The 22,803-nt window shown below is 58.0% G+C and carries 22 protein-coding genes; 8 read left to right on the top strand and 14 right to left on the bottom strand.

What is annotated here, in order from left to right; translation table 11 throughout:
- Window positions 1-23 precede the first annotated feature (23 nt).
- Window positions 24-242, top strand: coding sequence for a YgdI/YgdR family lipoprotein (locus HFD97_RS20190; protein WP_009087047.1), 219 nt, complete (start codon window positions 24-26; stop codon window positions 240-242).
- Window positions 243-393: 151 nt separating this feature from the next.
- Window positions 394-1,434 (top strand): NADP(H)-dependent aldo-keto reductase, encoded by a 1,041-nt coding sequence (locus HFD97_RS20185; RefSeq protein WP_009087049.1) that lies wholly within the window; start codon window positions 394-396, stop codon window positions 1,432-1,434.
- Window positions 1,435-1,472: 38 nt separating this feature from the next.
- Here HFD97_RS20185 and HFD97_RS20180 read toward each other — a convergent pair whose 3' ends face one another.
- A complete protein-coding gene (locus tag HFD97_RS20180; protein WP_167432431.1) occupies window positions 1,473-1,922 on the bottom strand; it encodes a GNAT family N-acetyltransferase in 450 nt (149 codons plus the stop codon).
- 70 nt (window positions 1,923-1,992) lie between these two features.
- Complete coding sequence (gene lysA / locus HFD97_RS20175) at window positions 1,993-3,252, bottom strand: diaminopimelate decarboxylase (RefSeq protein ID WP_150030167.1); 1,260 nt, start codon at window positions 3,250-3,252, stop codon at window positions 1,993-1,995.
- Between the two features lie 102 nt (window positions 3,253-3,354).
- Here lysA and HFD97_RS20170 point away from each other — a divergent pair, with 102 nt between their 5' ends.
- Entirely contained in the window at window positions 3,355-4,275 is a 921-nt protein-coding gene (locus tag HFD97_RS20170) for a LysR family transcriptional regulator (protein WP_167432432.1), read from the top strand.
- Here HFD97_RS20170 and HFD97_RS20165 read toward each other — a convergent pair.
- A complete protein-coding gene (locus HFD97_RS20165) occupies window positions 4,272-5,435 on the bottom strand; it encodes an MFS transporter (RefSeq protein ID WP_111208376.1) in 1,164 nt (387 codons plus the stop codon). The two genes, HFD97_RS20170 and HFD97_RS20165, sit on opposite strands and share 4 nt — an antisense overlap.
- Window positions 5,436-5,784: 349 nt before the next feature.
- Here HFD97_RS20165 and HFD97_RS20160 point away from each other — a divergent pair, with 349 nt between their 5' ends.
- On the top strand, window positions 5,785-6,411 hold the full coding sequence (locus tag HFD97_RS20160; RefSeq protein WP_140029499.1) for a serine protease: 627 nt from the start codon (window positions 5,785-5,787) through the stop codon (window positions 6,409-6,411).
- Here the strand turns inward: HFD97_RS20160 and HFD97_RS20155 are convergent.
- The 6 genes from HFD97_RS20155 to xerD form a co-directional block, all read right to left on the bottom strand.
- A complete protein-coding gene (locus tag HFD97_RS20155) occupies window positions 6,408-6,902 on the bottom strand; it encodes a cupin domain-containing protein (protein WP_033736044.1) in 495 nt (164 codons plus the stop codon). The two genes, HFD97_RS20160 and HFD97_RS20155, sit on opposite strands and share 4 nt — an antisense overlap.
- 139 nt (window positions 6,903-7,041) lie before the next feature.
- A complete protein-coding gene (gene lysS / locus HFD97_RS20150; RefSeq protein WP_009087062.1) occupies window positions 7,042-8,562 on the bottom strand; it encodes a lysine--tRNA ligase in 1,521 nt (506 codons plus the stop codon).
- 9 nt (window positions 8,563-8,571) lie between these two features.
- Window positions 8,572-9,670 (bottom strand): peptide chain release factor 2 gene (prfB, locus tag HFD97_RS20145; RefSeq protein WP_167432433.1). Its coding sequence is split into 2 segments (ribosomal slippage): window positions 8,572-9,594 and window positions 9,596-9,670, totalling 1,098 coding nucleotides; the frame shifts between segments, so codons are not numbered across the junction.
- 227 nt (window positions 9,671-9,897) lie between these two features.
- Window positions 9,898-11,634 (bottom strand): single-stranded-DNA-specific exonuclease RecJ, encoded by a 1,737-nt coding sequence (gene recJ / locus HFD97_RS20140; RefSeq protein WP_046102491.1) that lies wholly within the window; start codon window positions 11,632-11,634, stop codon window positions 9,898-9,900.
- Between the two features lie 3 nt (window positions 11,635-11,637).
- Window positions 11,638-12,351 (bottom strand): bifunctional protein-disulfide isomerase/oxidoreductase DsbC, encoded by a 714-nt coding sequence (gene dsbC, locus HFD97_RS20135; protein WP_009087068.1) that lies wholly within the window; start codon window positions 12,349-12,351, stop codon window positions 11,638-11,640.
- Between the two features lie 21 nt (window positions 12,352-12,372).
- Complete coding sequence (xerD, locus tag HFD97_RS20130) at window positions 12,373-13,266, bottom strand: site-specific tyrosine recombinase XerD (RefSeq protein ID WP_009087070.1); 894 nt, start codon at window positions 13,264-13,266, stop codon at window positions 12,373-12,375.
- Window positions 13,267-13,368: 102 nt separating this feature from the next.
- Between xerD and fldB the strand changes: the two genes are divergently transcribed.
- On the top strand, window positions 13,369-13,887 hold the full coding sequence (gene fldB, locus HFD97_RS20125) for a flavodoxin FldB (protein WP_167432434.1): 519 nt from the start codon (window positions 13,369-13,371) through the stop codon (window positions 13,885-13,887).
- A 110-nt stretch (window positions 13,888-13,997) separates the two neighbouring features.
- Here fldB and HFD97_RS20120 read toward each other — a convergent pair whose 3' ends face one another.
- Together HFD97_RS20120 and sdhE are read right to left on the bottom strand one after the other, a co-directional pair.
- The gene (locus HFD97_RS20120; protein WP_046102493.1) at window positions 13,998-14,408 is read right to left on the bottom strand and encodes a protein YgfX; all 411 of its coding nucleotides are present in this window, start codon (window positions 14,406-14,408) and stop codon (window positions 13,998-14,000) included.
- Entirely contained in the window at window positions 14,383-14,649 is a 267-nt protein-coding gene (gene sdhE / locus HFD97_RS20115) for an FAD assembly factor SdhE (RefSeq protein WP_009087078.1), read from the bottom strand. Before sdhE ends, HFD97_RS20120 begins: the two co-directional genes overlap by 26 nt.
- Window positions 14,650-14,875: 226 nt before the next feature.
- Between sdhE and ygfZ the strand changes: the two genes are divergently transcribed.
- Window positions 14,876-15,862: a tRNA-modifying protein YgfZ gene (gene ygfZ / locus HFD97_RS20110; protein WP_167432435.1), complete on the top strand. Its 987-nt coding sequence runs from the start codon at window positions 14,876-14,878 to the stop codon at window positions 15,860-15,862.
- A gap of 46 nt (window positions 15,863-15,908) precedes the next feature.
- On the opposite strand, the gene HFD97_RS20105 is transcribed toward ygfZ, so the two are convergent.
- Window positions 15,909-16,574, bottom strand: a complete 666-nt coding sequence (locus tag HFD97_RS20105; RefSeq protein ID WP_140029505.1) for a hemolysin III family protein — start codon at window positions 16,572-16,574, stop codon at window positions 15,909-15,911.
- A 168-nt stretch (window positions 16,575-16,742) separates the two neighbouring features.
- On the opposite strand from HFD97_RS20105, the gene HFD97_RS20100 reads away from it, so the two are divergent.
- On the top strand, window positions 16,743-17,462 hold the full coding sequence (locus HFD97_RS20100; protein ID WP_009087083.1) for a MurR/RpiR family transcriptional regulator: 720 nt from the start codon (window positions 16,743-16,745) through the stop codon (window positions 17,460-17,462).
- Window positions 17,463-17,577: 115 nt separating this feature from the next.
- The gene (locus HFD97_RS20095) at window positions 17,578-19,017 is read left to right on the top strand and encodes a 6-phospho-beta-glucosidase (protein WP_167432436.1); all 1,440 of its coding nucleotides are present in this window, start codon (window positions 17,578-17,580) and stop codon (window positions 19,015-19,017) included.
- Window positions 19,018-19,047: 30 nt separating this feature from the next.
- Here the strand turns inward: HFD97_RS20095 and HFD97_RS20090 are convergent, their stop codons facing one another.
- Together HFD97_RS20090 and gcvP are read right to left on the bottom strand one after the other, a co-directional pair.
- A complete protein-coding gene (locus HFD97_RS20090) occupies window positions 19,048-19,791 on the bottom strand; it encodes an SDR family oxidoreductase (protein WP_167432437.1) in 744 nt (247 codons plus the stop codon).
- Between the two features lie 63 nt (window positions 19,792-19,854).
- On the bottom strand, window positions 19,855-22,728 hold the full coding sequence (gene gcvP / locus HFD97_RS20085) for an aminomethyl-transferring glycine dehydrogenase (RefSeq protein WP_167432438.1): 2,874 nt from the start codon (window positions 22,726-22,728) through the stop codon (window positions 19,855-19,857).
- Window positions 22,729-22,803: the final 75 nt, after the last annotated feature.

The following is a 22,803-nucleotide window of genomic DNA, read 5'->3' as shown; positions in this document are numbered from 1 at the left end:
ACGATTTGTGAGGGGAAGGCGTGATGAAAGGGCTGGCAGGATTAGCAGCGGTAGTGATAACCGCAGCGTTATTAAGCGGATGCAGTTCAGATTATGTGATGGCGACCAAAGATGGCCGCATGATTATGACCGAAGGCAAGCCGAGCATTGATAAAGAGACCGGCCTGGTGGAATACACCGATCAGTCAGGTCACGCAGTGCAGATTAACAGCGATGAGGTTTCAACGATCATTGAACGTTAAGTGCCTGATTTAATCATCTGCCACCCATTCTGCGCTGGCAGATGATTTCCCCGATTTTTCCCCCTTCCTTCCCCGCCATGGCTCGCGCTATAGTCCCTCAGGACACAACATTCCATTCGCTCTATTCCCGATAAAGAAAAGGAAGCTGGCAATGCACTATCATCGTATTCCCCACAGCACGCTGGAAGTGAGTCAGCTGGGGTTGGGCACCATGACGTTCGGCGAACAGAACAGCGAAGCTGACGCGCATGCTCAACTGGATTTGGCTATCCGTTCCGGCATCAACTTTATTGATACTGCCGAGATGTATCCGGTGCCACCGCGCCCGGAAACCCAGGGTCTGACCGAACAATACATTGGCAGCTGGCTGAAACAGCGTGGCAGCCGCGACAAAATCATTCTGGCCAGTAAAGTCGCCGGCCCTTCCCGTGGCAACGACGCCTCAATCCGTCCGGACATGGCGCTGGATCGCAAAAACATCCGTGCCGCCCTCGACGCCAGCCTGAAACGGCTGAACACCGACTATCTGGATCTCTACCAGCTGCACTGGCCGCAGCGCCAGACTAACTTTTTTGGCAAGCTCGGCTACCAGTACAGCGAAACCACCGCGCAGGTGACCCTGCTGGAGACGCTGGAGGCGCTGACCGAACAGGTGCGGGCAGGAAAGATTCGCTATATCGGGGTCTCGAACGAAACGGCGTGGGGGGTAATGCGCTATCTGCAACTGGCGGAGAAGCATGAGCTGCCGCGCATCGTCAGCATTCAGAACCCCTACAGTCTGCTGAACCGCAGTTTTGAAGTGGGTCTGGCCGAAATCAGCCAGCATGAGGGCGTTGAACTGCTCGCCTATTCGAGCCTGGCGTTTGGTACGCTGAGCGGTAAATATCTGAATGGCGCGCAGCCTGCGGGCGCACGCAACACCCTGTTCAGCCGCTTCACCCGCTACAGCGGTGAGCAGTCACAGCAGGCGATTGCTGAGTATGTGGCGCTGGCCCGACAGCATCAGATTGACCCGTCGCAGATGGCCCTCGCCTATGTGCGTCAGCAGCCGTTTGTCGCCAGCACGCTGCTGGGTGCCACCACCCTTGAGCAGCTGCAGACGAATATCGACAGCTTCAATCTGACCCTGAATGCCGAGATTCTGGAAGGGATTGAGGCGATTCACCGTCGTTTTACCTACCCGGCTCCCTGAGTGCGACTGCCAGCTGCCGCAGAGGCGGCTGGCTTCCCTCACAGCGCGCGGCAGTAGAGCGAGACAGGCTTGTCGGGATACTCCAGCGCCTCTCCCGCCGCCTGCCAGCCAAACCGTTCGTAATACCCTCTGAACGCCGACCAGAGCCACAAGCGTGGAAAGCCCCGCGCCTTTGCATAGCCGATAACGTGCTGCTGCAGCGCCTCGCTGACTCCTCTGCCGCGCGCCGATTCATCCACATAGAGCGCCGCCAGCCAGGGGAAGAGATCCTGACGACTGATCAGATCGCAGCGCCAGAATCCCACTGTACCGATCGCCCTGCCCGCTTCCACGGCCACAAAGGTGACGGGAAACTCTGCCCCTGTCAGGCTGCTGTTAACCACGCTCGCAAAGAACGCCCGGCTGCTGGCCTCACCGAATGCCCGCCACTGCCAGTCCGTAATCTGATCGGCAAAGTGGGGCGCGTCGCTGAGCAAGACAATCTCCATCTCCCGCTCTCCTCTGAAAAATGCTGACGCGATAAGCCCGCGTACAGGCCGTCCGGTCGTACTGAATCGCTTATTCGCCAATCTCCAGTGCCAGCAACGACTGAATGGTCTGCGCACGGCGGATTTCGCGCGGCTGGCCCTGTTCAAACAGCACTTCCGGGATTAACGGACGGCTGTTGTAGTTTGAGGACATTGAGGCACCATAAGCGCCCGTGTCGTGAAACACGAGGTAGTCGCCGACGCTGGCCGCCGGGATCGCACGCGGTTCTACCATACCGCCTTCCAGCTGGGTAAAGACATCGCCCGACTCACACAGCGGCCCCGCGACGACCGTGTCGATCGTCTGCCGATCATCAATCGCCCGCTCATCACCCGCCATCAGCGAGATGTGGTGATAGCTGCCATACATGGAAGGACGCATCAGGTCACTGAAACCGGCATCGACCAGCACAAAGTGACGGCTGCCCATCGACTTGACCGCCCTCACCTGAGAGACCAGCACACCTGACTCAGCCACCAGGAAACGGCCCGGTTCAATCTCCAGCTTGACCGCGTGCCCCAGATGCTGAGCAATCCGCTGCCGGGCCGCATCCCACAGGCCGAAATAGTGATCGGTGTCGATCGCCTCTTCGCCAAAGCGATAAGGGATAGAGAGGCCGCCGCCCGCAGAGATTGCCGTCAAATCCTGACCGGACGCCATAACCAGTCCGACCATCGCATCGCAGACCTGCTGCAGGTGCGCATAATCGACGCCCGAACCGATATGCATATGGATGCCCACCAGCTGCAGGCCGTGCTGCTCAATGGCGGCCAGCGCTGCGGCTAAATCACCGTGCCAGATACCGTGCTTGCTGTTTTCGCCGCCGGTATTGGTTTTCTGGCTGTGACCATGACCAAAGCCAGGATTGACCCGCAGCCACACTGCGTGACCGGGTGACACTGCGCCAAGCTGATGCAGCATATCGATTGAACCCGCGTTCACCGGAACCTTCAGCGCCGCAACCCGCTCCAGCGTCGGCTGGTCAAACAGATCGGCGGTAAAAACAATCTCATCGCCACCCGGCTGGTAGCCTGCCGCCAGCGCACGTTCGATTTCACCCAGCGAAACCGAATCCACTTTGACCCCCGCCGCCCGCATCAGGCGCAGGATATGAATATTTGAGCAGGCTTTCTGCGCAAAACGTATGACGTCAAACGCCTGCAGCTGCGCAATGCGCGCCTGAATAATCTGCGCGTCATAGGCCCAGAAAGGCCCGGCGTAACGGCGGGCCAGCGGCAGCAGATGAGCGGCGTTGAGGGCGGTTTCGGTACTCTGTAAGGAACGTGGCATAACAATTCTCCTGTGGCGATAGTTCCATTAAGCCAGAATCATGCCATAGCGAAAAATATCTGTTTTAATAGCGTCTATGCAGAATGGATATAGGGTGGCGACATGGCGAACATCAACTGGCGGCATATTGAAATTTTTCATGCGGTGATGACCAGTGGCAATCTGACTCAGGCCGCCACGCTGCTGCACACCTCTCAGCCGACGGTGAGCCGGGAGCTGGCGCGGCTGGAGCAGCAGCTGGGACTACAGCTGTTTGAACGGGTACGCGGCCGGCTGCAGCCGACGGTGCAGGGATTGCGCCTGTTTGAAGAGGTGCAGCGCTCCTGGTACGGTCTGGATCGCATTCGGGAAGCCGCAGAGGGACTTCGCCAGTTTCGTCAGGGCGAGCTGTCGATTGCCTGTCTGCCGGTTTTTTCTCAGTCGCTGCTGCCGCCGCTGTGTCAGCCCTTTTTAGCACGTTACCCCGATGTGAGCCTCAATGTGATCCCGCAGGAGTCGCCGCTGCTGGAGGAGTGGCTCTCAGCACAGCGCTACGATATCGGTTTAACCGAAACCCAGCACGCCCCGGCCGGTACCGATCGTCTCGCCCTGCTGACCTGCGATGAAGTGTGCGTTCTGCCACAGCACCATCCCCTGAGTCAGCGTGCCGTGCTGACGCCGCATGATTTCGCTGGCGAGCGGTATGTCAGCCTCTCGCGCAGCGACAGCTATCGTCAGCTGCTGGACGCGCTGTTTCAGGAGCAGGGGGTTGAACGGCGGCTGGTGATAGAGACGCATAGCGCAGCCTCGGTGTGCGCCATGGTCAGGGCGGGTACAGGCATTTCGATTGTTAATCCGCTGACGGCGCTGGATTACGCCGACAGCGGATTGGTGATGCGTAAGTTCAGCGTGGCAGTGCCGTTTACCGTCAGCCTGGTCAGGCCGCAGCACCGACCCGCCTCAGCGCTGGTCGATGCCTTTGTCAGCCATCTGCAGGAGCAGGTGACCGCCTTTCCGGCACGTATCGCCGCCCGCCTGGCTTAGGCGCGGACGCTGGCAGCCGGGCGGCCTGGTTTGCGGAAGGTCATCAGGCAGACCAGCAGGCCGATGAGCGCCAGCGCAGCCGCCGCGACCGGCACCGCCGTCAGGCCATAACCGCGACCGATGACCGCACCGCCGACCCAGGCACCCAGCGCATTGCCCACGTTAAAGGCCGCAATGTTCAGGGTGGAGACCAGATTAGGAGCCTCTTTACCGTGACGGACCACGTTGATCTGCAGGCCCGGTACCGTGGCGAAGGTGGCCATCGCCCAGAGGAACAGGGTAATCTCCGCCAGCCACAGCGCGTGGCTGGTCCAGCTGAAGAGCAGAGAGAAGATGGCGATCAGCGAAAAACTGAGGATCAGGCTGAATGAGACTTTCCAGTCGGCCAGTTTGCCGCCAAGGATATTCCCCACCGTCAGGCCCGCACCAATCAGGAACAGCGTCCAGCTGACGCCGCGGTCGCTGATCCCGGTGATCTCTAACAGCAGAGGCGCGATGTAGCTGAACAGCGCAAACATCGCCGCCGCGAAGCAGACCGTCATCAGCAGAGAGAGCCACAGTTTTCCGTTAGCCAGCGCGCCAATTTCACTCGCCAGATGAACCGGCTTCTCCTGCTTGTTTGTCGGCAGGCTGACAATCAGGGCGATAAAGGCCAGCACACCGATCACCGCCACACCCCAGAACGTGGCCCGCCAGCCAAACATCTGACCGAAGCTGGTGCCCAGCGGCACGCCCAGCACGTTAGCCAGGGTCAGTCCGGTAAACATCAGGGCGACAGCGGAGGCCTGACGTCCGGCTGGCACCAGACTGGCGGCGACGACCGCACCGATTCCGAAGAAGGCCCCGTGACAGAGCGCGGTGACGATACGTGCCAGCATCAGCAGGTTGTAGTTGTACGCCAGCGCGCAGAGCAGGTTGCCGACAATAAAGATCACCATCAGCAGAATCAGCGTTTTTTTACGCGGCAGTCTGGCGGTGAGCAGCGCCATAATCGGCGCACCGATCGCCACGCCCAGCGCATAGCCGCTAATCAGCCAGCCCGCCGACGGAATGGAAACCTGAAGGTCGCGCGCCACGTCAGGCAGCAATCCCATGATGACAAATTCGGTGGTTCCGATGGCGAACGCACTCAACGCCAGCGCCAGTAATGCAACAGGCATAACACTCTCCCAGTCTTATTTGCAGGTGAACCACGCGGACACACAGCCCCTCGACGCTTATTAAAATTTGATCTGCGTCACAGTGAGTATTACAGCACAGCCCGGATAAGCGACATAGCCTGCGTAGCGCAAAGGATTATTGCCGTTGCCGCAATAATCCTCGCCTCCTGATGCTCTCTCTCGCTATCTGAGGTGCAGCGGCTGCCCTGTCTGCATCGCGTCAGGTTGCCATTTCCCGTTAACCGGTTACCTTTTTTATATGTGATTCATTAATTATTCCGCAACGTTGCCGATATATCCCTAATCAATTGCCAGGTGTAGTTATCAACTTCTGACGCAGGGAGAGAGAATGCAACGACTCATAGCCTTGATGGTCTTTGCTCTGACCGGCTGCTCGGTTGGTCATTATGAGTACAGTAAAGAAGCTGAAAAGCGGGTTGATATGACCGTGACCGGCATTCCGACCATACTGGGTATCGGCACGCTCGGCACCACCATCCCGCTGACGCCGGAGTACAGCCTGACCGCTGCCCATGTGGCGAAGTTTTCGCTTTATCGGGTCAAAGCCTGGCATCCGCAATGCGACCTGGCGGTGGTCTACCACAAAAACAGCGAAGTAAACCTGCCTCCCAGCTTCCGTAACAGCCATATCGGCGACAAGGTGAACCTTTATGGCTACAGCTTTATTTCGGCGATGCCGGTCAGTTCCAGCGGGCAGAACCTGATCAATACCACGCTGGCGAACAGCTGGAACAAGCCAGACTGCGTCGTGGTAGCGGCGAATGCGGGAGTAGTAAAAGGCATGTCAGGCGGTGCGGTTTATAACGCCTCTGACGATACGCTGGCGGGGGTGATTGTGGGCTACAGCAATAACATCGATGATAATGTCACCGGTAAGACGCTCTACAAGAACGTTGCGCTCTATGTGCCCTATTCCCGCTTTCAGACCTGGCTGGATCAGGCGATTAAATCCTAAGATTTTTTGTCGGGCAAACCAGGATGGTTGCCCATAGGATGTTCGGGCGGATTGAGCCATCTGTCTTCACGGGTTGCTTCGTAGTCCGGGTTAAGAGGGTAAGCAATACGATTTTCAGGCTTACTGGTCTCCCCCACCACTAAAAAGCGTGCCTCATGCTCACTGTTGTTAATAAATGTGTGGCAAATGCCAGTGCCCGCCGGAAAAGCCACGGCATCACCTGGCGACAACGGGTACAGCTCGCCGTTGATCCAGGCATCAGGATGACCTTCAAGCACAAAAATGAACTCTTCTTCTGCGCTTTCTGCGTGGGGATAAGACATGCGACGTCCGGGCAACAGCCTTTCATGATGAATGCCAAGGCGGGTTAATCCCAGCAACCTACCCAGTGGTGCACCAATCGACATGCGCTCATCGCTGTCGGCATAATGTTCGTTATCTTCGCCTTCCAGCGCTTGCCAGTGGCGAATGCAGTCGGGACGTTGCATCATGTTTGATCCTGGTTAAGGTATTCAGCCTGGCATAGGGAGCAGCACGGCTCAAGCATCGCGAGGCGAACAGCAGTGTCTGATTCTGGCATAGGTATAAAAAAGGCCGGGATATCCCGGCCTTTTCTGTTAACAGTCAGACTTACTTGCTGCCTGGACGCAGTGCCGGGAACAGAATGACGTCACGGATGGTGTGGCTGTTGGTAAACAGCATCACCATACGGTCGATACCGATACCCAGACCGGCGGTTGGCGGCAGACCATGTTCCAGTGCGGTAACGTAGTCTTCGTCATAGAACATCGCTTCGTCGTCACCGGCATCTTTGGCATTCACCTGCTGCAGGAAACGCTCAGCCTGATCTTCCGCATCGTTCAGCTCCGAGAAGCCGTTACCGATTTCACGACCGCCAATGAAGAACTCAAAGCGATCCGTGATTTCCGGGTTCTCGTCGTTACGACGGGCCAGCGGCGACACTTCTGCCGGGTATTCGGTGATGAAGGTTGGCTGAATCAGATTCGCCTCTGCCGTCTCTTCGAAAATCTCCGTTACGACGCGACCCAGACCCCAGCTCTTCTCAACTTTGATGTGCAGTGATTGCGCAATCGCCACCGCTTTATCAAAGTCTTCCAGATCGGCCAGATCGGTTTCAGGACGATACTTTTTGATCGCTTCGCGCATGGTCAGTTTTTCAAACGGCTTACCGAAATCAAACTCCTGCTCACCGTAAGGCACCACCGTGCTGCCCAGCACATCCTGCGCCAGCGTGCGGAACAGGCTCTCGGTCAGCTCGATCAGATCTTTGTAATCCGCGTAGGCCATATAGAGTTCCATCATGGTGAACTCTGGGTTATGACGTGGCGAAATCCCTTCGTTACGGAAGTTACGGTTGATCTCGAACACGCGATCGAACCCGCCCACTACCAGACGCTTCAGGTAAAGCTCCGGGGCAATACGCAGATACATGTCGATATCCAGCGCATTGTGATGGGTGATGAAAGGACGCGCAGACGCGCCGCCCGGGATCACCTGCATCATCGGCGTTTCCACTTCCATAAAGTCGCGGCTCACCATGAACTGACGAATGCCGGCCATGATTTGCGAACGAATGCGGAAGGTATTGCGCGACTCATCGTTGGCGATGAGGTCGAGATAGCGCTGACGGTAACGGGTTTCCTGGTCGGCCAGGCCGTGGAACTTGTCCGGCAACGGACGCAGGGCTTTGGTCAGCAGGCGCAGTTCAGAACAGTGAATCGACAGTTCGCCGGTTTTGGTTTTAAACAGCTTGCCGCGCGCGCCGAGGATATCGCCGAGATCCCACTTTTTGAACTGCTCGTTGTAGATCCCTTCCGCCAGGTCATCACGCGAAACGTACAGCTGAATGCGGCCACCCACATCCTGCAGGGTCACGAAAGAGGCTTTACCCATGATGCGACGGGTCATCATACGACCCGCCACACTCACTTCGATGCCGAGATCTTCAAGCTCTTCGTTGCTCTTCTCGCCATAGCTGGCGTGCAGCTGGTCAGAGAGGCTGTCACGACGGAAATCGTTAGGAAACGCCACGCCATTTGCACGCAGCACGCTCAGCTTTTCGCGACGCGTTTTCAGTTCGTTATTTAACTCAACGGCGGCGTCAGCGCTCTGCGGTTGTTGTTCAGACATGTCGGTTCCTTATAACCCTGCTTTTAAACTAGCTTCAATGAATCGATCCAGATCGCCGTCCAGTACCGCCTGGGTGTTACGCGTCTCTACGCCGGTGCGCAGATCTTTGATGCGGGCATCATCAAGCACGTAAGAACGGATCTGACTTCCCCAGCCGATGTCAGACTTGTTGTCTTCCAGCGCCTGTTTCTCAGCATTTTTCTTCTGCATCTCAAGCTCGTACAGCTTCGCCTTCATCTGCTTCATCGCCTGATCTTTGTTCTTGTGCTGAGAACGGTCGTTCTGACACTGGGTCACCGTTCCGGTCGGAATGTGGGTAATACGCACCGCAGATTCCGTCCGGTTAACGTGCTGACCGCCCGCGCCCGATGCGCGATAGACGTCAATACGCAGATCCGCCGGGTTGATGTCGATATCAATATCGTCATCCACTTCCGGGTAAATAAAGGCGGAGCTGAATGAGGTGTGACGACGGCCGCCGGAGTCGAACGGGCTCTTACGCACCAGGCGATGGACGCCGGTTTCCGTGCGCAGCCAGCCGAAGGCGTAGTCGCCTGACACGCGAATGGTCACGGATTTGATGCCCGCGACTTCACCTTCAGACTCTTCGATAATTTCGGTTTTGAAGCCTTTTGCTTCGGCCCAACGCAGATACATACGCATCAGCATGCTGGCCCAGTCCTGCGCTTCGGTGCCGCCGGAACCGGCCTGCAGATCGATGTAGCAGTCAGCGCTGTCATACTCGCCGGAGAACATGCGGCGGAACTCCAGTTCGCCCAGCTTGCCCTCAAGCACGTCCAGCTCGGCAACCGCTTCGTTGAAAGTCTCTTCGTCTTCCGCTTCGACGGCCAGCTCCAGCAGACCCTGCACATCTTCCAGGCCCTGCGCAATCTGATCCAGCGTCTGCACAATCGCTTCCAGCGAGGCGCGTTCTTTGCCCAGCGCCTGAGCACGCTCAGGTTCGTTCCAGACATCGGGCTGTTCCAGCTCGGCGTTTACTTCTTCGAGGCGTTCTTTCTTGGCATCGTAGTCAAAGATACCCCCGAAGAACGTCGCTGCGCTCACTGAGGTCCTGAATACGGTTTTTGACCGGGTTGATTTCAAACATGGCTTTAGCGTCTTTCTTATGTTCGATGGGACAGGAAATTTAACGCACAAGTTTACCCGAAACTGGCGGCAGTTTGTAGCGTTGAGACAGGGGGGGGATGCGGGAACGGCGTGACGCGCCGCATTTTCTTCCCGGCTGATGGCGCTGCAGCCCCGTCAGAGGAGACGACGGGAGGCAGTCAGGCATGCGCGCCTGCCATCATCGCAGAGGCGCAAACCTGACAGAACCTAGTTCAGCGGCCAGAGATGGTCGATGATCAGCTGTACCGAGCGGTTACCGCGATACTCGTTGATATCCAGCTTATAAGCCAGTTCGACCTGACGCACGCTGCTGTCGGGCCACAGTGTGGTATCGACATTAAAAGCGATACCGTCGATCAGCGGACCGCCGTCGAGCGGTTCGACCATCACCTTCAGATGCCGCTCGCCCACCAGCCGCTGTTGCAGCAGCTTAAACCGGCCGTCGAAGGCCGGTTCCGGGAACGCCTGGCCCCAGGGGCCCGCCTCACGCAGCATCTCAGCCGTCTGCAGCGAAAAATCCTGCGGTTGCAGGGCACCGTCAGACCAGATGATGCCCTGCAGCGATTCGCCGTCCAGCCACTCACCGACCAGGTCGGCAAAGCGCTGACGGAACTCCTCGTAGCGGTCCGTTTCCAGCGATAAGCCTGCCGCCATCGCGTGGCCACCAAACTTCAGCATCAGGCCGGGGTTCAGGGTATCCAGCCGTTCCAGCGCATCACGCAGATGCAGACCGGCAATCGAACGTCCCGAGCCTTTCAGCGTGCCATCGCCCGCGGGCGCGAAGGCAATGACCGGACGATGAAAACGCTCTTTCAGTCGTGAGGCCAGAATGCCGACGACGCCCTGATGCCACTCGGGATGATAGAAGGCCAGTCCCAGCGGCAGATCGCGCTGCTCACGCTCCAGCGCCTGACACAGCGCCAGCGCCTCGCTCTGCATGCCCTGCTCGATCTCTTTTCGCGTCTGGTTGAGTGCGTCCAGCTCACTGGCTAACATCCGCGCCTGACTCAGGTCATCAGTCATCAGCAGCGCCACGCCCACCGACATGTCGTCGAGCCGCCCCGCGGCATTAAGCCGTGGCCCCAGCGCAAAACCGAGATCGCTGGCCGCCAGCTGACGCGCATCGCGATTCGCAATCTCCAGCAGCGCCCGGATGCCTGGCCGGCATTTTCCGGCCCGGATACGGCTCAGCCCCTGCCATACCAGAATACGGTTGTTAACGTCGAGCGGCACCACATCGGCGACCGTGCCGAGCGCCACCAGGTCCAGCATCCCGGCCAGATTTGGCTCGGCGCGGGTAACGCCGAACCAGCCCTGGGTGCGCAGATGGGCGCGCAGCGCCAGCATCAGATAGAACGCAACGCCAACGCCCGCCAGCGCCCGTGAAGGAAAGTCGCAGTCGGGCAGGTTAGGATTCACGATCGCCTCAGCGGCCGGTAAGGTCTCGCCCGGCAGGTGATGATCGGTGATCAGCACCGGAATGCCGTGCTGATGCGCGTACTCCACCCCGGCGTGGGAGGAGATGCCGTTATCGACCGTCAGGATCATGGCGGCGCCCCGTGCACGCGCCTGCTCCACCACTTCCGGGCTGAGGCCATACCCATCTTCAAAGCGATTTGGCACCAGATACTGCACGTTACTGCCGCCCATACTGCGCAGCGCCATCACCGTCAGCGCGGTACTGGTCGCGCCATCGGCATCAAAGTCGCCGACCACCATGATGCGACGGCCATCCAGCAGCGCCTGATGCAGCAGCGCAACGGCGCTCTCAATCCCGCTTAAGGACTGAAACGGCAGCAGATTTTTTGCACCGCGCTCCAGCTCTGCGGCATCGCGCACACCGCGATGCAGATAGAGTCGCTTCAGCAGCGGCGGCAGGGTCGCCGGCAGCGCATCGTCTACCGTCACCTCACGGCGACGGAGTTCCACATCCTGTTTTACCACCGATTAACCACCACGCTTCTGATTGTCCAGCACCTGCTTCAGCTCCTGCGGCGTCTGATAACCGGGGATCATCATGCCGCTGTCGGTGAGCATGGCCGGGGTGCCCTGAATGCCGAACAGCACGCCCAGTTTGTAGTGCTGAGCAATATCAATTTTGCAGCTGTCGGGCGCAGCCATCTTCGGCGCATTGCCTTTCATTGCCTCGTCAAAGGCTTTGTTGCGGTCGGCGCTGCACCAGATCGCTTTCATCGCCGGTGCGATCTGACCATTCAGCCCTTCCCGCGGAAACGCCAGGTAGCGCACGGTGATACCCAGTGCGTTGTAGTCCGCCATCTGCTCGTGCAGCTTGTGACAGTAGCCACAGGTAATGTCGGTAAAGACGGTCACGACATGCTGCTCTTTAGGCGCTTTGTAGACGATCATCTCCGGCACCAGCGCCTCGACCTTTTTATCGAGCAGCTTATTGGTGACGTTAACCGGCTGAGTGCCGCTGACGTCATACAGCGGGCCCTGAATCATATGTTTACCGTCGTCGGTCACGTAGAGCACGCCGCTCTCTGACAGCACGGTTTTGAACCCTGGCAGCGGGGACGGGCTGATCTCTGTCTGATTCAGCCCGAGCTTTTTCAGGGATTGCTGAATGGCGCTGTCATCGGCCTGAGCAAGACCGGAAAAGGCGCTGGCTAACAGGGCCAGCATGGCAAAATGCTTGTTCATCGTTGTCCTTATGGCCGCGGTTCAGGCTCGCGGATGGTGTTGTTGATGCAACTGACGCAGGCGCTCGGTGGCGACATGCGTATAAATTTGCGTGGTGGAGAGATCGCTATGCCCCAGCAACATCTGTACGACACGTAAATCGGCGCCGTGGTTCAGCAGATGCGTGGCAAAGGCATGGCGCATCACATGCGGTGATAACTTTTCAGCGTCGATGCCCGCCAGCGTGGCGTAATGCTTAATACGATGCCAGAAGGTCTGCCGCGTCATCTGCTGCGCCCGATTACTGGGAAACATTACGTCCAGCGTCTGACCATTAAGCAGCCACGGGCGACCATGTTCCATATATTGCTCCAGCCAGTAAACCGCTTCTTCACCTAATGGCACCAGCCGCTCTTTATCGCCTTTACCGATTACCCGGACGACGCCCTGACGCAGGCTGATGTCGCTGAGCGTCAGCCCCGTCAGTTCGGAGACGCGCAGGCCGGTGGCATAGAGCAGCTCCAGCATCGCCTTATCGCGCAGCTCCAGTGGGATATCGGTATTGGGTGCCTGCAACAGCCGCTCGACCTGCGCCTCAGTGAGATCCTTCGGCAGTCGCTGTGGCAGTTTGGGTGCCGAGAGCAGCGCACTGGGATCGTCGGGGCGCACTTTTTCACGGTACAGATACTGGAACAGGCGCCGCATGGCGCTGAGCAGCCGCGCTGAGCTGGTCGCCTTGTAGCCTCCTTCCAGCCGTTCAGCCAGAAACTGCTGCAGATCGGCTGGCGTCACGCTGAGCAGCGTCAGCTGGTGATGCGCCAGCCAGCCGGTCAGCGTCTGGAGATCCTGGCGATAGGAGGAGAGCGTGTTCTGCGCCAGATTGCGCTCAATCCAGAGCGCATCAAGAAACTGTTCTGTCAGTTCGCTGTCCTGCACGTTATCTCCGCCGTCTGGTGTAAAATCATGCTCATTATGCCTGATTCAGCAGCGCTTCTGGTACAATTGCGCCAAAGTCAGTATTTACAGAGTGTTATCTGCATGAAAATCGGTCTGTTTTACGGTTCCAGTACCTGTTACACCGAAATCGTGGCGGAGAAAATTCGCGATTTCATCGGCGACGAGCTGGTCACGCTGCATAACGTTAAGGATGATAACCCGCACCTGATGGAGCAGTACGATTTGCTGATCATGGGCATCCCCACCTGGGATTTTGGTGAGTTGCAGGAGGACTGGGAGGCGATCTGGACGCAGCTGCCCGCGCTGAATCTGCAGAATAAGATTGTGGCGCTGTATGGCATGGGCGATCAGATTGGCTACGGTGAATGGTTTCTGGATGCGCTCGGTATGCTGCACGATCTGCTGCAGCCGATGGGGGTACGATTCGTGGGCTACTGGCCGCTGGAGGGCTACGAGTTCACCAGTCCCCGACCGCTTACTGCCGATGGCACACAGTTTGTCGGCCTGGCGCTGGATGACGTGAATCAGTTTGAGGTGACGGATGAGCGCGTTGAGCAGTGGTGCGAGCAGGTGTTAACCGAGACTGCCGGACTGCTGTAACCCTCTTCAGCCGTTGCGGCCGCCAGCCACATACGGATACGGCGCGGAATGCCCGGCAGAACCTGACCGGCCGCGGGTCAGTCGACATGCGCGCTTATGCCTCTGCGCCGTTAATGTCGCGCCCTGCTGAAGCAGCAGGCGCGCAACGCCCGCCATTCGTCAGGCTGCATAGCGTCCTGCATCAGCCACCAGCGCAGCCTGTCACCCTCTTCGCTCTTCGCCACCAGCAGCACGCCTGCCGGTAACCAGCGCAGTGGCTGAGTGGGACGCCAGCGTTTTCCCTGCCAGATCCAGCAATGGACACTTTCCCGCTCCAGCGTCCCGCGCCGCAGCCTCAGCCGCCGGCAGACACGACCGCCCTCCGCCAGCAACAGCAGGATCATTCCGCTCCGCAGCAGCTCCCCACCCACGGGCAGCGCCATCAGCAGCACGCCCGAGACGGCAGCCACCAGCCAGACGCACAGCACCCCGCACGCCAGCCGGGAGGGCCGCAGCTTACATTGCCACCGGGCCGCGCTCATGGTTGCGCTGCTGGATGAGATTGACCATCCGCTTAAGCTCAGGATCCTTTGGCTCGCCGTGATTCATCAGCCAGTTGAACAGATCGGGATCGTCACTCTTCAGCAGCGCGACAAAGACCTGCTTATCGGTGTCGCTCAGCGTGTCATACTCAAATTTGAAGAACGGCATAATCGCCACATCCAGTTCCAGCATGCCGCGTCGGCAGGCCCACTGAATACGTGATTTATCATTAATATCCATGCATCAGTTTCCACAGTTCACAACGTGGCGCTTAGTGTAACCTGGTTTACTACGGCTCGCAGGCGCTGCGTCGTATGCTGTGCAACCTGCCACATTTCAGGCGGCATATTTGCAGGGTTATCACGCCTTTTGTGCGCCGTTTTCCGTAAACAGGTTGCATTGCCAGGCGGCTCTTTTAACATTGAAGACATTGTTCCGGATGAACCTTCTTACACAGGATATCTCCATGCCCACTTTTACTTTACCGCCGCGCCAGCCTGCCGCGTCTTCCCGTCTGCCGTTAACCCTGATGTCACTGGACAGCTGGGCACTGGTTTCGATTACCGGTGCGGACAGCACTGCCTACCTGCAGGGTCAGTTAACGCTGGATGTCGCGGCGCTGGATGCCGACCATCACTCCCCTGCCGCGCACTGCGACGCCAAAGGCAAAATGTGGAGCAATCTGCGTCTGTTTCATCGCGGTGAAGGGTATGCCTACCTGATCCGGCGCGAACTGCGCGACACCCAGCTGGCCGAGCTGAAGAAATATGCGGTGTTTTCAAAAGTCACGATGACGCCCGACGATGAAGCACTTCTGCTGGGTGTGGCTGGTTTCCAGGCGCGTGCTGCCCTGGCTAACCTGTTTGAGGCGTTGCCTGACAGCGAGAAGCCGGTGGTGCATCAGGGTGAAACTACCCTGCTGTGGTTTGCGCATCCGGCCGAACGTTTTCTGATTGTGACATCACCGGCCCAGGCCGACGTACTGAAGCAGAAACTCAGCGAGGATGCGCAGTTCAACGACAGCCAGCAGTGGCTGGCGCTGGATATCGAAGCCGGTATTCCGGTGATCGTTCCCGCCACCAGCGTGCAGTTTATTCCGCAGGCCACCAACCTGCAGGCGCTGGATGCCATCAGCTTTAAAAAAGGCTGCTATGCCGGACAGGAGATGGTGGCCCGGGCGAAATATCGTGGTGCTAACAAACGCGCCCTTTACTGGCTGGCGGGTAAGGCAAGCCATCTGCCTGAAGCCAACGCGCCGCTGGAGCTGCAGATAGGTGAGCGCTGGCGTCGTACCGGCAGCGTGCTGGCGGCTGTGCAGCTGGATGATGGCACCAGCTGGATTCAGGTGGTGCTGAACAACGATCTGGAGCCGGACAGCGTGCTGCGGGTTGAAGGCGATGAAGGTGGTCATCTGACGGTGCAGCCCCTGCCCTATTCGCTGGATGAGAGCTGATCACCTTCCGGCCCTGACGTCACGTCAGGGCCACATTCGCGAAGCGTCAGCGTACATAGAAGTAGATGGCGCAGAAATGACAGAGTGAGCCGCCCAGTACGAATCCATGCCAGATGGCATGATTGTAGGGAATGCGGCGTGCCACATAGAAAATCACCCCCAGCGAGTAGATTATCCCGCCTGCTGCCAGCAGCCAGATACAGGCTGGCGGCATAATCATGGCCAGCTGATAAACCACGATCAGCGACAGCCACCCCATACAGAGATAGGTCACCAGCGACAGCACTTTAAAGCGATGGGCAATGGTAAGCTTAAACAGAATACCGGCCAGCGCCAGCCCCCAGATTACCGCCATTAATCCATACGCCAGCGGCGTCCTGAGTCCCACCAGCAGAAACGGCGTGTAGGTTCCAGCGATCAGCAGATAGATCGCGCAGTGGTCAAACGTTTTCAGCCAGGGCCGGACCGGGCCATCGGGAATGGCGTGATAGAGCGTCGAAGCCAGAAACAGCAGGATCATACTGCCGCCATAAAGGCTGTAGCTGACAAAGGTCAGGGTATCCGCCTGGCGTTCGATGGCCTGATGAAGCATCAGCACCAGGCCAGCGATGCCTGACAGACAGCCCAGACCATGACTGATACTGTTGGCAATTTCTTCGCCGAACCAGTCGTCCGCTGCGGGTCGTGGTTTGTGAGAAAGTGTGGGGGTCATAAGTGTGTCCTGAATAGCGTAATCGCAGTGATAATATTCTCCAGCCGGGTTGATAACGATTTCAGTGTACACCTGTACGCTAAAATTATCTTATGAAATTCTGTAACCGTTAAACCGGCTGCTGAATCTGATAAACTGACCCCAGGTCAACCGTTCAACGAGTCATCCATGTTTTCGCACCGCGATCTCGCCCGTCTTAACGATCTGGAAATGCAGGTCTATCAGTTCATCATTAAACATCGTGAAGGCGTCAGTTATATGACCATCCGCGAACTGGCTGAGCAGGCGGGAGTCTCCACGACCACCGTGCTGCGCTTCTGCCGTAAGATGCACTGTGAAGGCTGGTCAGAATTTCGCATTCGTCTGCGCTTAGCCGAACAGCAGCATACGCCTCAGCTGAATACCGCCGGGGTGAGCGAGATGCTGAGTTTCTTTAACAGCATTAACAATCCGGCGTTTGAACAGCTCATCGCTCAGGCCGCACAGAAAATTGCTCAGGCTGAGCAGGTTTTCTTTATTGGCGTCGGCACATCAGGCAGCCTGGCGAAATATGGCGCCCGCTTTTTCTCTAACCTCGGTAAATTCAGCCACGCAATTGATGATCCCTATTATCCGATCAGTCCCGACCTCTATCAGAACGCGATTGCGATTATTTTATCCGTCTCCGGTGAAACCGAAGAGATCCTGCGTATTGCCAGCCAGTTCAGCCTGAACAAGTGCAGAATCATTGCGATAACGAATACGGAGAGCAGCTCGCTGGCGAAAATCGGCGATTTTACCCTCTGCTACCATGTGCCGATTATTCGTCTGGCTGACAACACGGACATTACGACACAGGTTCCGGTAACCTATATTATTGAGGCGATCGGCCGCCAGCTGCGAAAATAAAACAGCCTGTTTTTCACAGGTAACAAACGCCATTTCTCGCGCGGTGTTATATCGTGACTTTGATTATTGCCTTGCTACACTCATCGCAATTTCTTTATCCGGAACGGAGTGAAACATGAGTGCAGAATTGCAGTTACCCAAAGACTTTCTCTGGGGTGGCGCGGTGGCAGCGCATCAGGTTGAAGGCGGCTGGGATCAGGGTGGCAAAGGAGTCAGCATTGCAGACGTGCTGACCGGCGGCTCACATGGTATTGATCGGGTCATCACCGATGGCGTGCAGCCTGGCCATTTCTATCCGAACCATCAGGGCGTGGAGTTCTACTCTCACTATAAAGAGGATGTCGCGCTGTTTGCCGAGATGGGCTTCAGATGTTTTCGCACCTCCATTGCCTGGACCCGCATCTTCCCGAACGGGGATGAGCAGCAGCCTAACGAAGCGGGCCTGCAATTCTATGACGATCTGTTTGATGAACTGCTGAAGTATGGCATTGAACCCGTCATCACCCTCTCTCACTTCGAAATGCCTTATCACCTGGTTAAAGAGTATGGCGGCTGGCATAACCGTAAAGTGGTCGACTTCTTTGTGCGCTTCAGTGAAGTGGTGCTGAAGCGCTATAAAAACAAAGTGAAATACTGGATGACCTTTAACGAGATCAACAACCAGCGCAACTGGCGCTATCCGCTGTTCGGATACTGCTGCTCAGGGGTGATCTTCACTGAACATGAGAAGCCTGAAGAGGCGATGTATCAGGTGATGCACCATCAGTTTGTTGCCAGCGCAAAAGTGGTGAAACTCGGACACGACATCAATCCGGACTTTCAGATTGGCTGCATGATCGCCATGGTGCCGGTCTACCCGTTCTCCTGCCATCCGGATGATGTGGCACTGGCGCAGGAAGCGATGCATCAGCGCTACGTGTTCAGTGATGTGCAGATGCGCGGATACTATCCGGCCTATACCCTGAAAGAGTGGGCACGCAAAGGGTATGACATTCAGATGGACGCTGACGATGCCGAAACGCTGCGTCAGGGCTGCGCAGACTACGCTGGCTTCAGTTACTACATGAGCAACGCCGTGAAGACCGATGCCAGCGGCGTTGACGATCCGATTACCGGCTTTGAAGGCGTAGTGAAAAACCCGCATGTGAAAGCCTCCGACTGGGGCTGGCAGATCGACCCGGTTGGCCTGCGCTATGCCCTGAACGACCTTTATGAACGTTATCAGAAGCCGCTGTTTATTGTGGAAAATGGCTTTGGCGCGATCGATAAGCCGGGTGCCGACGGGAAGATTGACGATGATTACCGCATCGACTATCTGCGCGCGCACATCGAAGAGATGAAGAAAGCCGTCAGCTATGATGGCGTCGAGTTAATGGGCTACACCCCGTGGGGCTGCCTGGACTGCGTCTCGTTCACCACCGGACAGTACGACAAGCGTTACGGCTTTATTCATGTGAATAAAAACGATGATGGCAGCGGCGACTTTTCCCGTGCGAAGAAGAAGAGCTTCGGCTGGTATCAGCAGGTTATCGCCAGCAACGGCGAAAACCTCTGACGCGCTCCGCCGCCGCCGCGGCGAAACGCCTCAGCGCCCACCGGCAGCGTCAATGATGCTGCCGGTCACGTATGAGGCCGCTTCACTGGCCAGCCAGACGATCGCTTCCGCAACCTCCTCCGCTTCTCCGCCACGTCCCATCGGAATCGCACTGGCAAGCCGGTCTACTCTGCCCGGCTCGCCGCCGTCAGCATGCATCTCTGTATAGATGAATCCTGGCCGGACACCGTTTACCCGGATGCCCTGCTGCGCCACTTCCAGCGACAATCCTCTGGTCAGGGTATCCATCGCCCCTTTTGAGGCGGCGTAATCGACATATTCGCCCGGTGCACCGGTGCGGGACGCCGCCGATGAAACGTTCACGATCGCTCCGCCCTGGCCGCCATGATGGGTACCCATCCGCTTAACCGCCTCCCGGCAGCAGAAAAAGGTGCCGATAACATTGGTAGCAAACACCTTTTGCAGACGCGCCGCATCCAGCTGTTCGGTGCGGCACTGCTGAAACAGAATACCGGCGTTGTTCACCAGCAGCGCCAGCGGTTCCGCCTGCTGATCGAGCTGCGCAAACATCGCCTTCACCGCCTCTTCATCCGCGATATCAGCCTGAATCGCAAAGGCTTCCCCGCCCTGCTGCCGGATTTGGCTGACCACCTCCTGCGCTTCTGCCTCGCGCTGGCGATAGTTCACCGCGACCCGATAACCGCGAGCGGCCAGCAGCCGCGACGTTGCCCGGCCGATGCCGCGGCTGCCTCCCGTAACCAGTGCCAGTTTCATACTGTTTCTCCATAAAAAAGGGCCGGAAACCGGCCCCTGGGGATGAGATTCTGCTGCCGCGATTTACTGATAGTCGCTGATCGGCACGCAGGAGCAGAACAGATTGCGGTCGCCAAAGACATCATCAAGACGCTTCACCGTCGGCCAGTACTTGTTGTGGCTGCCCGCCGGGAAGACCGCCAGTTCACGGCTGTAAGGGTGAGACCACTCACCGACAATTTCCAGCTGGGTGTGCGGTGCATTCACCAGCGGGTTGTCGTCCAGCGGCCATTCACCGGCCGCCACCCGGTCAATCTCGATGCGGATCGCCAGCATCGCATCAATAAAGCGATCCAGTTCGATTTTACTCTCCGACTCGGTTGGCTCCACCATCAGGGTGCCCGCGACCGGGAAGGACATGGTCGGTGCGTGGAAGCCGTAATCGATCAGGCGCTTGGCAATATCCAGCTCGCTGATGCCGGTCTGCTCTTTCAGCGGACGAATGTCGAGAATACATTCGTGCGCCACGCGGCCGTCGCGGCCGGTATAGAGCACCGGATAGGCGGACTGCAGGCGGCTGGCGATGTAGTTAGCATTCAGGATAGCGACCGAGCTGGCCTGTTTCAGCCCCTCGGCTCCCATCATACGAATGTACATCCAGCTGATAGGCAGGATGGAGGCGCTGCCAAACGGTGCAGCGGAGACCGCGCCCTGCTGCGTCAGCACACCGTCGATCTGCACCACGCTGTGACCCGGCACAAACGGGGCCAGATGCGCCTTGACGCCAATCGGTCCCATACCCGGACCGCCACCGCCGTGCGGGATGCAGAAGGTTTTGTGCAGATTGAGATGCGACACATCCGCGCCGATATATCCCGGCGTGGTGATGCCGACCTGCGCATTCATGTTTGCGCCATCCAGGTAGACCTGACCGCCATACTGATGAACAATCTGGCACACTTCCCGGATGGTCTCTTCATAGACACCATGGGTAGAGGGATAAGTCACCATGATGCAGGAGAGTTTATCACCTGCCTGAGCGGCTTTTTCGCGCAGGTCACCCAGATCGATGTTGCCCTGTTTATCACAGGCCACCACCACCACATCCATACCCGCCATCTGAGCAGAGGCCGGGTTAGTGCCGTGGGCCGAGCTGGGGATCAGGCAGAGATGGCGATCCCCCTCGCCGCGACTTTCATGATAGCGGCGGATCGCCAGCAGTCCGGCGTACTCCCCCTGCGCCCCGGAGTTGGGCTGCATACAGAGCGCATCATAGCCGGTGATTTGCACCAGCCACTGTGAAAGCTGACCGATCATCTGCAGATAACCGGCGGCCTGTTCAGCCGGGCAGAAAGGATGCAGCTCAGCAAACTCCGGCCAGGTGATCGGGATCATCTCCGCCGCGGCATTGAGCTTCATCGTGCAGGAGCCGAGCGGGATCATCGCCTGGTTCAGCGCCAGATCTTTTTTCTCCAGGCTGTGCATGTAGCGCATCATCTCAGTTTCGCTGTGATGACGGTTGAAAACCGGATGAGTCAGAATGTCGCTCTGGCGCAGCAGGCCGGCAGGAATAGCGTGGCCTTCGCTGGCGACTTCGCTGTCGAGTTTGTCCAGGTTTGGACGCTGATCGTCACCCAGCAGAATAGCGAACAGCGTCAGAATATCTTCGCGGCAGGTGGTTTCATCCAGCGTGATGCCGACCGCGTTGTGAATATCGCTGCGCAGGTTAACGCCAAAGCTCAGGGCGCGGTTCAGCACGGCGGCTTTATCCGCCACCTCGACCGTCAGCGTATCGAACCAGTGCTGATGGCGCAGCGTCAGGCCGCCCTGCTGCAGGCCGGCTGCCAGGATCGTGGTGAAGCGGTGAATGCGTGAGGCGATACGTTTAAGTCCGGCCGGGCCGTGGAACACCGCGTAGAGACCGGCAATGTTGGCCAGCAGCACCTGTGAAGTACAGATGTTGGAGTTGGCCTTTTCGCGGCGGATATGCTGCTCGCGGGTCTGCATCGCCATGCGCAGCGCCGTGTTGCCTGCGGCATCGCGCGAGACGCCAATGATGCGGCCCGGCATAGAGCGTTTATGCTCATCACGGCTGGCGAAGAACGCCGCGTGAGGCCCGCCGTAACCCATCGGCACGCCGAAGCGCTGAGCCGAACCAAACACGATGTCCGCGCCCTGCTTACCTGGCGCTTCCAGCAGGACTAACGACATAAAGTCGGCGGCCACGCTGACGACCACTTTGCGCGTTTTGAGTGCGGCAATCAGTGCGCGGTAGTCGTGCGCTTCACCGGTGGTGCCCACCTGTTGCAGCAGCACGCCAAACAGATCGTCATGCTCAGGCGCTTTCTCTGCACGGTCGATAATCAGTTCAAAGCCGAACGTTTCTGCACGGGTTCGCACCACATCCAGCGTCTGCGGATGAATATCATCGGCAATGAAAAATTTATTCGCGTTTTTGAGCTTGCTGACGCGTTTTGCCATTGCCATCGCTTCGGCGGCGGCGGTTGCTTCATCCAGCAGTGAGGCGGAGGCGATATCCATGCCGGTGAGATCCAGCGTCAGCTGCTGGAAGTTCAGCAGTGCTTCCAGACGGCCCTGCGACACCTCAGGCTGATAAGGGGTGTAAGCGGTGTACCAGCCGGGATTCTCCAGCATGTTACGCAGGATCACCGGCGGGGTGATCACCGCACTGTATCCCATGCCGATCCAGGATTTGTAACGCAGATTCTGGCTGGCGATGGCTTTCAGTTCCGCCAGCGCCTGCTGTTCAGTGGCGGCTTCGCCTACCGCAGGCGGGCCTGGCAGTTGAATGTCGGCAGGCACAATGGTGCCGATTAACGCGTCCAGCGAACGGGCACCAATCGCGTCAAGCATCTGCGCCTGCTGCTCAGGTGAAGGACCGATATGGCGCTCAATGAAGGCACCGTTGTGTTCAAGCTGGCTGAGAGTCTGAGTCATTAGCAGTAAATCCTGAATCGGGCTGGGGAACCGGGGATCAAACAGAAGTCAGCGGCCTCTGCAGGAGGCCGCCTG

It is taken from the genome of Pantoea sp. EKM103V (genome assembly GCF_011800365.1).
Taxonomy (GTDB): Bacteria; Pseudomonadota; Gammaproteobacteria; order Enterobacterales; family Enterobacteriaceae; genus Pantoea; species Pantoea anthophila.
This window is presented reverse-complemented; position numbering and strand designations above follow the sequence as displayed.

Excerpts from the sequence above, each read along its gene's own strand:
- HFD97_RS20190 (WP_009087047.1), top strand. The coding sequence starts at position 24 with ATGAAAGGGCTGGCAGGATTAGCAGCGGTAGTGATAACCGCAGCGTTA.
- HFD97_RS20185 (WP_009087049.1), top strand. The coding sequence starts at position 394 with ATGCACTATCATCGTATTCCCCACAGCACGCTGGAAGTGAGTCAGCTG.
- HFD97_RS20180 (WP_167432431.1), bottom strand. The coding sequence starts at position 1,922 with ATGGAGATTGTCTTGCTCAGCGACGCGCCCCACTTTGCCGATCAGATT.
- lysA (WP_150030167.1), bottom strand. The coding sequence starts at position 3,252 with ATGCCACGTTCCTTACAGAGTACCGAAACCGCCCTCAACGCCGCTCAT.
- HFD97_RS20170 (WP_167432432.1), top strand. The coding sequence starts at position 3,355 with ATGGCGAACATCAACTGGCGGCATATTGAAATTTTTCATGCGGTGATG.
- HFD97_RS20165 (WP_111208376.1), bottom strand. The coding sequence starts at position 5,435 with ATGCCTGTTGCATTACTGGCGCTGGCGTTGAGTGCGTTCGCCATCGGA.
- HFD97_RS20160 (WP_140029499.1), top strand. The coding sequence starts at position 5,785 with ATGCAACGACTCATAGCCTTGATGGTCTTTGCTCTGACCGGCTGCTCG.
- HFD97_RS20155 (WP_033736044.1), bottom strand. The coding sequence starts at position 6,902 with ATGATGCAACGTCCCGACTGCATTCGCCACTGGCAAGCGCTGGAAGGC.
- lysS (WP_009087062.1), bottom strand. The coding sequence starts at position 8,562 with ATGTCTGAACAACAACCGCAGAGCGCTGACGCCGCCGTTGAGTTAAAT.
- dsbC (WP_009087068.1), bottom strand. The coding sequence starts at position 12,351 with ATGAACAAGCATTTTGCCATGCTGGCCCTGTTAGCCAGCGCCTTTTCC.
- fldB (WP_167432434.1), top strand. The coding sequence starts at position 13,369 with ATGAAAATCGGTCTGTTTTACGGTTCCAGTACCTGTTACACCGAAATC.
- HFD97_RS20120 (WP_046102493.1), bottom strand. The coding sequence starts at position 14,408 with ATGAGCGCGGCCCGGTGGCAATGTAAGCTGCGGCCCTCCCGGCTGGCG.
- sdhE (WP_009087078.1), bottom strand. The coding sequence starts at position 14,649 with ATGGATATTAATGATAAATCACGTATTCAGTGGGCCTGCCGACGCGGC.
- ygfZ (WP_167432435.1), top strand. The coding sequence starts at position 14,876 with ATGCCCACTTTTACTTTACCGCCGCGCCAGCCTGCCGCGTCTTCCCGT.
- HFD97_RS20105 (WP_140029505.1), bottom strand. The coding sequence starts at position 16,574 with ATGACCCCCACACTTTCTCACAAACCACGACCCGCAGCGGACGACTGG.
- HFD97_RS20100 (WP_009087083.1), top strand. The coding sequence starts at position 16,743 with ATGTTTTCGCACCGCGATCTCGCCCGTCTTAACGATCTGGAAATGCAG.
- HFD97_RS20095 (WP_167432436.1), top strand. The coding sequence starts at position 17,578 with ATGAGTGCAGAATTGCAGTTACCCAAAGACTTTCTCTGGGGTGGCGCG.
- HFD97_RS20090 (WP_167432437.1), bottom strand. The coding sequence starts at position 19,791 with ATGAAACTGGCACTGGTTACGGGAGGCAGCCGCGGCATCGGCCGGGCA.
- gcvP (WP_167432438.1), bottom strand. The coding sequence starts at position 22,728 with ATGACTCAGACTCTCAGCCAGCTTGAACACAACGGTGCCTTCATTGAG.